This window comes from Pantoea sp. FN0305 (assembly GCF_050113845.1).
GTDB lineage: Bacteria > Pseudomonadota > Gammaproteobacteria > Enterobacterales > Enterobacteriaceae > Mixta > Mixta alhagi.
The window spans coordinates 21,286-27,442 of the sequence record NZ_JBNJSN010000017.1 but is presented as its reverse complement, the minus strand read 5'-3'; the positions used below and the strand labels follow the sequence as shown (position 1 = coordinate 27,442).

The following is a 6,157-nucleotide window of genomic DNA, read 5'->3' as shown; positions in this document are numbered from 1 at the left end:
GACTTCCCGGGCGACGACACTCCGATCGTTCGCGGTTCCGCGCTGAAAGCGCTGGAAGGCGAAGCAGAGTGGGAAGAGAAAATCATCGAGCTGGCTGGTCACCTGGATTCTTACATCCCTGACCCGCAGCGCGCTATCGATCTGCCGTTCCTGCTGCCGATCGAAGACGTATTCTCAATCTCTGGCCGTGGTACCGTTGTTACCGGTCGTGTTGAGCGTGGCGTGATCAAAGTTGGTGAAGAAGTTGAAATCGTTGGTATCAAAGATACGGCGAAATCTACCTGTACCGGCGTTGAAATGTTCCGCAAACTGCTGGATCAGGGTCAGGCTGGTGAGAACGTTGGTGTTCTGCTGCGTGGTATCAAGCGTGAAGAGATCGAGCGTGGCCAGGTTCTGGCTAAGCCGGGCTCCATCAAGCCGCACACCACCTTTGAATCAGAAGTTTACGTTCTGTCCAAAGACGAAGGCGGCCGTCACACTCCGTTCTTCAAAGGCTACCGTCCTCAGTTCTACTTCCGTACTACTGACGTGACTGGTTCCGTTGAACTGCCGGAAGGCGTTGAGATGGTAATGCCGGGCGACAACATCAAAATGGTTGTTACCCTGATCCACCCGATCGCGATGGACGACGGTCTGCGTTTCGCAATCCGTGAAGGCGGCCGTACCGTAGGCGCGGGCGTTGTTGCTAAAATTATTGCTTAATAAGCTTTAATGCGAATAAATGCTTCGGTATTTATTCAACGAAAAGGGCGCTTCGGCGCCCTTTTTTTATCCTTACCCTTGGATCGTTTCCCCTCTTAATCCCTACAAAGTGCAGGTTTGAAATAAAAATCATTCTCATTTAAACTGCGTTCAGTATTTGTACTGGAGCATATAAATGTACGTCTGCCTGTGTAATGCGATAAGCGATAAAACCGTACGTGAAGTTGTTCGGCGTTATCAGCCAAAATCTATTCAACAACTGCGTCATCTGGTGCCGGTTGGTAAGCAATGCGGGAAGTGTATTCGTGCAGTACGTGAAATCATGGATGAAGAGCTGAAGAATCCGCCGCTGTATAAAGAGATCGCCTAAGTATACCCACAGTTTTTCCGTTGCCTTTTTGACTTCTTTCTAACCGCATCTACGCTCTAATTAACTGGAAGCGGAGGAAGCGTAATGAAAGGCGATGCAAAAATCATAAGCCATTTGAATAAACTATTGGGAAATGAACTGGTTGCGGTTAATCAGTATTTTCTCCATGCGCGGATGTTCAAAAACTGGGGACTGATGCGCTTGAATGATGTGGAGTATCACGAGTCCATTGATGAGATGAAGCATGCGGACAAATACATTGAACGCATACTTTTTCTGGAGGGTATTCCAAATCTTCAGGATTTGGGCCGTTTACGCATTGGTGAAGATGTAGAGGAGATGCTGCGTTCCGATCTGGCGCTTGAGATGGAAGGGGCGAAAGATCTGCGTGAAGCCATCGCCTGGGCAGATAAGATTTATGACTACGTCAGCCGGGATATGATGATTGAAATCCTGGCAGATGAAGAGAAGCATATCGACTGGCTGGAAACCGAACTGGATTTAATCCAAAAAATGGGTATCCAAAACTATCTTCAGGCGCAAATCAGGGAAGAGGAGTAACGTTACCCGCCTGCGTTTGCCAGAAGAGTACAGCCCAGCCCGCTATAGCCAGACAAGGGCCAAATGGCTGTCGGCGTTGCCAGCCGGCAGCTTTGTTACACAGACCACTACAAACAAAAAGCGCCAGGCCAGATAATGCGGCAATGGATGCAATCAAAGGCAGCATTTGCCAGCCGCTCCACGCGCCTAATGCAGCAAAGAGTTTTATATCGCCATATCCAATCCCTTCCTGACGACATACCGCCAAAAATCCCCAGTAGAGTGTCCACAGAGAAAGCCAGCCGAGTAAAACGCCTGCTACCGCCGAGGCTAACCGTTCCTGACACAGCGTCAAATGATATAGCAGGCCCAGCCATAACAGAGGAAGCGTAACTGCGTCAGGCAATATGAAATAACGCTGGTCAATAAGGCTGAGCACAATTAGTGCTGCACTGAACAGCAGTAGAAACATCAGCGGGACCAGAGAACTTTGACAACCGACCAGTAAGACAAAGAGCAGGCAGGTTAGCACCTCCGTGATAACCAAACGCAGCGGAAGCGTTATCTGGCAGTAACGGCATTTGCCCCGGTATCTGCACCAACTGTAAACCGGCACCAGCTCGCTGAGTTGAAGACGGTGGCCACACCCGGCGCAGTGCGAAGCGGGGAGGGCAAGCGTAAAGAGCCATTGCCGTGAGGTAAAGCCGGGCTGATAGCGATCGGCAGCCAGGCAGAGGAAGCTTCCTGTAGTGAGCCCTGCCAGCCCTGAAAGAAAAAGCGCCAACATAAAATTCCCTTTTATCCCTGATAGTCATTTCAGGATAAGGCCTGGCACAAATGCTGTCTCCTGCCGCATATCTGACACTGAAGTGGACTCGCAAAGAAAAAGCGACTGTTGCGCTGCACCCAATAAGCATGCGCTTTGGCTTCCACTTTTTTAGGGCAATAGTATTCGATGGGTTGCTATCTGAGCGAATTCCCGTATAATGCGCGGGCCTGCTAATATTGCAAGCGCGATTCGAGCAGAATCGCAGGCTAGTCGGATCTCGCCTGGCCTGACAATACTCCCGATTGGGGAGTTATATGCTGAACGATTACACTCCCCCATCAATCGTAATGGGTGTGAGGAGTAATTTTTTTCGTTTATAAAATAATTGGAGCTCTGGTCTCATGCAGAACCAAAGAATCCGTATCCGTCTTAAAGCGTTTGATCATCGTCTGATCGATCAATCAACCGCGGAAATCGTTGAGACCGCCAAGCGCACTGGTGCGCAGGTACGTGGTCCGATCCCGCTGCCGACCCGCAAAGAGCGCTTTACCGTTCTGATCTCCCCGCACGTTAACAAAGACGCGCGCGATCAGTATGAAATCCGCACTCACAAGCGTCTGGTTGACATCGTTGAGCCAACTGAAAAAACCGTTGATGCTCTGATGCGTCTGGATCTGGCTGCCGGTGTAGACGTGCAGATCAGCCTGGGTTAATCAGGTCATCGAGCGATTGAGAGGTTGAAACAATGATTGGTTTAGTCGGTAAAAAAGTGGGTATGACCCGCATCTTCACTGAAGAAGGCGTTTCTATCCCTGTAACCGTTATCGAAGTTGAAGCAAACCGCGTTACTCAGGTTAAAGGTCTGGACAGCGACGGTTACCGCGCCATCCAGGTTACCACCGGTGCTAAAAAAGCAAACCGTGTGACCAAACCTGAAGCAGGTCATTTTGCTAAAGCTGGCGTAGAAGCTGGCCGTGGTCTGTGGGAATTCCGCACCGCTGAAGGTGAAGAATATACCGTTGGCCAGGACATCAGCGTTGAAATTTTCGCTGACGTTAAGAAAGTTGACGTGACTGGTACCTCCAAAGGTAAAGGTTTCGCCGGTACTGTTAAGCGCTGGAACTTCCGTACCCAGGATGCTACACACGGTAACTCCTTGTCTCACCGCGTTCCGGGTTCTATCGGTCAGAACCAGACTCCGGGCAAAGTGTTCAAAGGCAAAAAAATGGCAGGTCAGCTGGGTAATGAGCGCGTAACCGTTCAGAGCCTGGACGTAGTACGTGTTGACGCTGAGCGCAACCTGCTGCTGGTTAAAGGTGCAGTTCCCGGTGCTACCGGTAGCGACCTGATCGTTAAACCAGCTGTGAAGGCGTAAGGGGATAGCAATGGAATTAGTATTGAAAGACGCGCAAAGCGCGCTGACTGTTTCCGAAACTACCTTCGGTCGTGATTTCAACGAAGCGCTGGTACATCAGGTTGTTGTTGCTTATGCAGCTGGTGCTCGTCAAGGTACTCGTGCCCAGAAAACCCGTGCTGAAGTAACTGGTTCCGGTAAAAAACCGTGGCGCCAGAAAGGCACCGGCCGTGCGCGTGCAGGTTCTGTTAAGAGCCCAATCTGGCGTTCAGGTGGTGTGACTTTCGCTGCGAAGCCGCAGGATCACAGTCAAAAAGTTAACAAAAAGATGTACCGCGGCGCGCTGAAAAGCATTCTGTCCGAGCTGGTACGTCAGGATCGTCTGATCGTTGTCGAGCAGTTCTCTGTAGAAGCGCCGAAAACCAAGCTGCTGGTACAGAAACTGAAAGATATGGCGCTGGAAGACGTGCTGATCATCACCGGTGAACTGGATGAGAATCTGTTCCTGGCTGCGCGTAACCTGTACAAGGTTGACGTGCGCGATGCAGCGGGTATCGATCCGGTTAGCCTGATCGCCTTCGACAAAGTCGTTATGACTGCTGACGCAGTTAAGCAAGTTGAGGAGATGCTGGCATGATCCGTGAAGAACGTCTGCTGAAAGTAGTGCGCGCACCGCACGTTTCTGAAAAAGCGTCTACCGCGATGGAAAAAACCAATACCATCGTTCTCAAAGTTGCGAAAGACGCGTCCAAAGCAGAAATCAAAGCCGCTGTGCAGAAACTTTTCGAAGTTGAAGTCAAAGACGTAAACACCCTGGTCGTTAAAGGCAAGGTTAAGCGTCATGGACAGCGTATTGGTCGTCGTAGCGACTGGAAGAAAGCTTACGTCACCCTGAAAGAAGGCCAGAATCTGGACTTCGTCGGCGGCGCAGAGTAAGTCGGAGGAGAAGAACAATGGCAATTGTTAAATGTAAACCGACATCTCCGGGTCGTCGCCACGTAGTTAAAGTGGTGAACCCAGAGCTGCACAAGGGCAAACCATTTGCTCCGCTGGTGGAAAAAAACAGCAAATCCGGTGGCCGTAACAACAATGGCCGCATCACCACGCGTCACATTGGTGGTGGTCATAAGCAGGCTTACCGTATCGTTGACTTTAAACGCAACAAAGACGGTATCCCGGCAGTTGTTGAACGTCTTGAGTACGATCCGAACCGTTCCGCGAACATCGCGCTGGTTCTGTACAAAGATGGCGAACGCCGTTATATCCTGGCCCCTAAAGGCCTGAAAGCTGGCGACCAGATTCAGTCTGGCGTTGATGCTGCGATCAAAGCAGGTAACACCCTGCCGATGCGTAACATCCCAGTTGGTTCCACTGTTCATAACGTAGAAATGAAACCAGGCAAGGGCGGTCAGATTGCTCGTTCTGCTGGTGCTTACGTGCAGATCGTTGCGCGTGAAGGTTCCTACGTAACCCTGCGTCTGCGTTCAGGTGAAATGCGTAAAGTCGAATCTGACTGCCGCGCTACTCTGGGCGAAGTCGGTAACGCTGAGCATATGCTGCGCGTTCTGGGTAAAGCAGGTGCTGCCCGCTGGCGTGGTGTTCGTCCGACCGTTCGTGGTACTGCGATGAACCCAGTTGATCACCCGCACGGTGGTGGTGAAGGTCGTAACTTTGGTAAGCACCCGGTAACTCCGTGGGGCGTTCAGACCAAAGGTAAGAAGACCCGTAGCAACAAGCGTACTGATAAATTTATCGTACGTCGCCGTAGCAAATAATATTAGAGGATAAGCCATGCCACGTTCTCTCAAGAAAGGTCCATTTATTGACCTGCACTTGCTGAAGAAGGTAGAGAAAGCGGTGGAAAGCGGTGACAAGAAGCCCCTGCGCACTTGGTCCCGTCGTTCAACGATCTTTCCAAATATGATCGGTTTGACCATCGCTGTCCATAATGGTCGTCAGCACGTACCTGTCTTTGTTTCCGACGAAATGGTTGGTCACAAACTGGGTGAATTCGCGCCGACTCGTACTTATCGCGGTCACGCGGCTGATAAAAAAGCCAAGAAACGCTAAGGCAGGAGGAAGAGATGGAAACTATTGCTCAACATCGCCACGCTCGTTCTTCTGCTCAAAAGGTTCGCCTGGTGGCTGACCTGATTCGCGGTAAGAAAGTGTCGCAGGCTCTGGACATCCTGACCTACACCAATAAAAAAGCGGCTGTACTGGTCAAGAAAGTTCTGGAATCTGCCATTGCTAACGCAGAACACAACGATGGCGCTGATATCGACGATCTGAAAGTCGCGAAAATTTTCGTCGACGAAGGCCCAAGCATGAAGCGCATTATGCCGCGTGCGAAAGGTCGTGCAGATCGCATCCTGAAGCGCACCAGCCACATTACTGTGGTTGTGTCCGATCGCTGAGACTC

The 6,157-nt window shown here is 50.9% G+C and carries 11 protein-coding genes; 10 read left to right on the top strand and 1 reads right to left on the bottom strand.

Features of this window, described 5'->3' with window-relative positions:
• The 3 genes from ACQE3Y_RS20295 to bfr form a co-directional block, all read left to right on the top strand.
• Window positions 1-702 (top strand): EF-Tu/IF-2/RF-3 family GTPase (locus ACQE3Y_RS20295; RefSeq protein WP_426982388.1); only part of this gene is annotated, 702 nt, incomplete at its 5' end.
• A 175-nt stretch (window positions 703-877) separates the two neighbouring features.
• On the top strand, window positions 878-1,072 hold the full coding sequence (gene bfd, locus ACQE3Y_RS20290; protein WP_250651551.1) for a bacterioferritin-associated ferredoxin: 195 nt from the start codon (window positions 878-880) through the stop codon (window positions 1,070-1,072).
• An 84-nt stretch (window positions 1,073-1,156) separates the two neighbouring features.
• On the top strand, window positions 1,157-1,633 hold the full coding sequence (gene bfr / locus ACQE3Y_RS20285) for a bacterioferritin (RefSeq protein ID WP_250651552.1): 477 nt from the start codon (window positions 1,157-1,159) through the stop codon (window positions 1,631-1,633).
• On the opposite strand, the gene ACQE3Y_RS20280 is transcribed toward bfr, so the two are convergent.
• Complete coding sequence (locus ACQE3Y_RS20280; protein WP_426982387.1) at window positions 1,617-2,399, bottom strand: prepilin peptidase; 783 nt, start codon at window positions 2,397-2,399, stop codon at window positions 1,617-1,619. The genes bfr and ACQE3Y_RS20280 overlap by 17 nt on opposite strands.
• 383 nt (window positions 2,400-2,782) lie before the next feature.
• On the opposite strand from ACQE3Y_RS20280, the gene rpsJ reads away from it, so the two are divergent.
• From rpsJ to rplV, 7 genes are read left to right on the top strand one after another with little or no spacing between them, the layout of a single operon-like run.
• Complete coding sequence (gene rpsJ, locus ACQE3Y_RS20275; protein ID WP_001181005.1) at window positions 2,783-3,094, top strand: 30S ribosomal protein S10; 312 nt, start codon at window positions 2,783-2,785, stop codon at window positions 3,092-3,094.
• Window positions 3,095-3,126: 32 nt separating this feature from the next.
• Complete coding sequence (gene rplC / locus ACQE3Y_RS20270; protein ID WP_038629754.1) at window positions 3,127-3,756, top strand: 50S ribosomal protein L3; 630 nt, start codon at window positions 3,127-3,129, stop codon at window positions 3,754-3,756.
• A 10-nt stretch (window positions 3,757-3,766) separates the two neighbouring features.
• Window positions 3,767-4,372 (top strand): 50S ribosomal protein L4, encoded by a 606-nt coding sequence (rplD, locus tag ACQE3Y_RS20265; RefSeq protein ID WP_085068474.1) that lies wholly within the window; start codon window positions 3,767-3,769, stop codon window positions 4,370-4,372.
• Window positions 4,369-4,671: a 50S ribosomal protein L23 gene (gene rplW, locus ACQE3Y_RS20260; RefSeq protein WP_085068472.1), complete on the top strand. Its 303-nt coding sequence runs from the start codon at window positions 4,369-4,371 to the stop codon at window positions 4,669-4,671. Before rplD ends, rplW begins: the two co-directional genes overlap by 4 nt.
• 17 nt (window positions 4,672-4,688) lie before the next feature.
• The gene (gene rplB, locus ACQE3Y_RS20255; RefSeq protein ID WP_085068470.1) at window positions 4,689-5,510 is read left to right on the top strand and encodes a 50S ribosomal protein L2; all 822 of its coding nucleotides are present in this window, start codon (window positions 4,689-4,691) and stop codon (window positions 5,508-5,510) included.
• Window positions 5,511-5,526: 16 nt separating this feature from the next.
• Entirely contained in the window at window positions 5,527-5,805 is a 279-nt protein-coding gene (rpsS, locus tag ACQE3Y_RS20250) for a 30S ribosomal protein S19 (protein WP_004929772.1), read from the top strand.
• A gap of 14 nt (window positions 5,806-5,819) precedes the next feature.
• On the top strand, window positions 5,820-6,152 hold the full coding sequence (gene rplV, locus ACQE3Y_RS20245) for a 50S ribosomal protein L22 (protein ID WP_007891659.1): 333 nt from the start codon (window positions 5,820-5,822) through the stop codon (window positions 6,150-6,152).
• The last annotated feature ends 5 nt before the right edge of the window (window positions 6,153-6,157 follow it).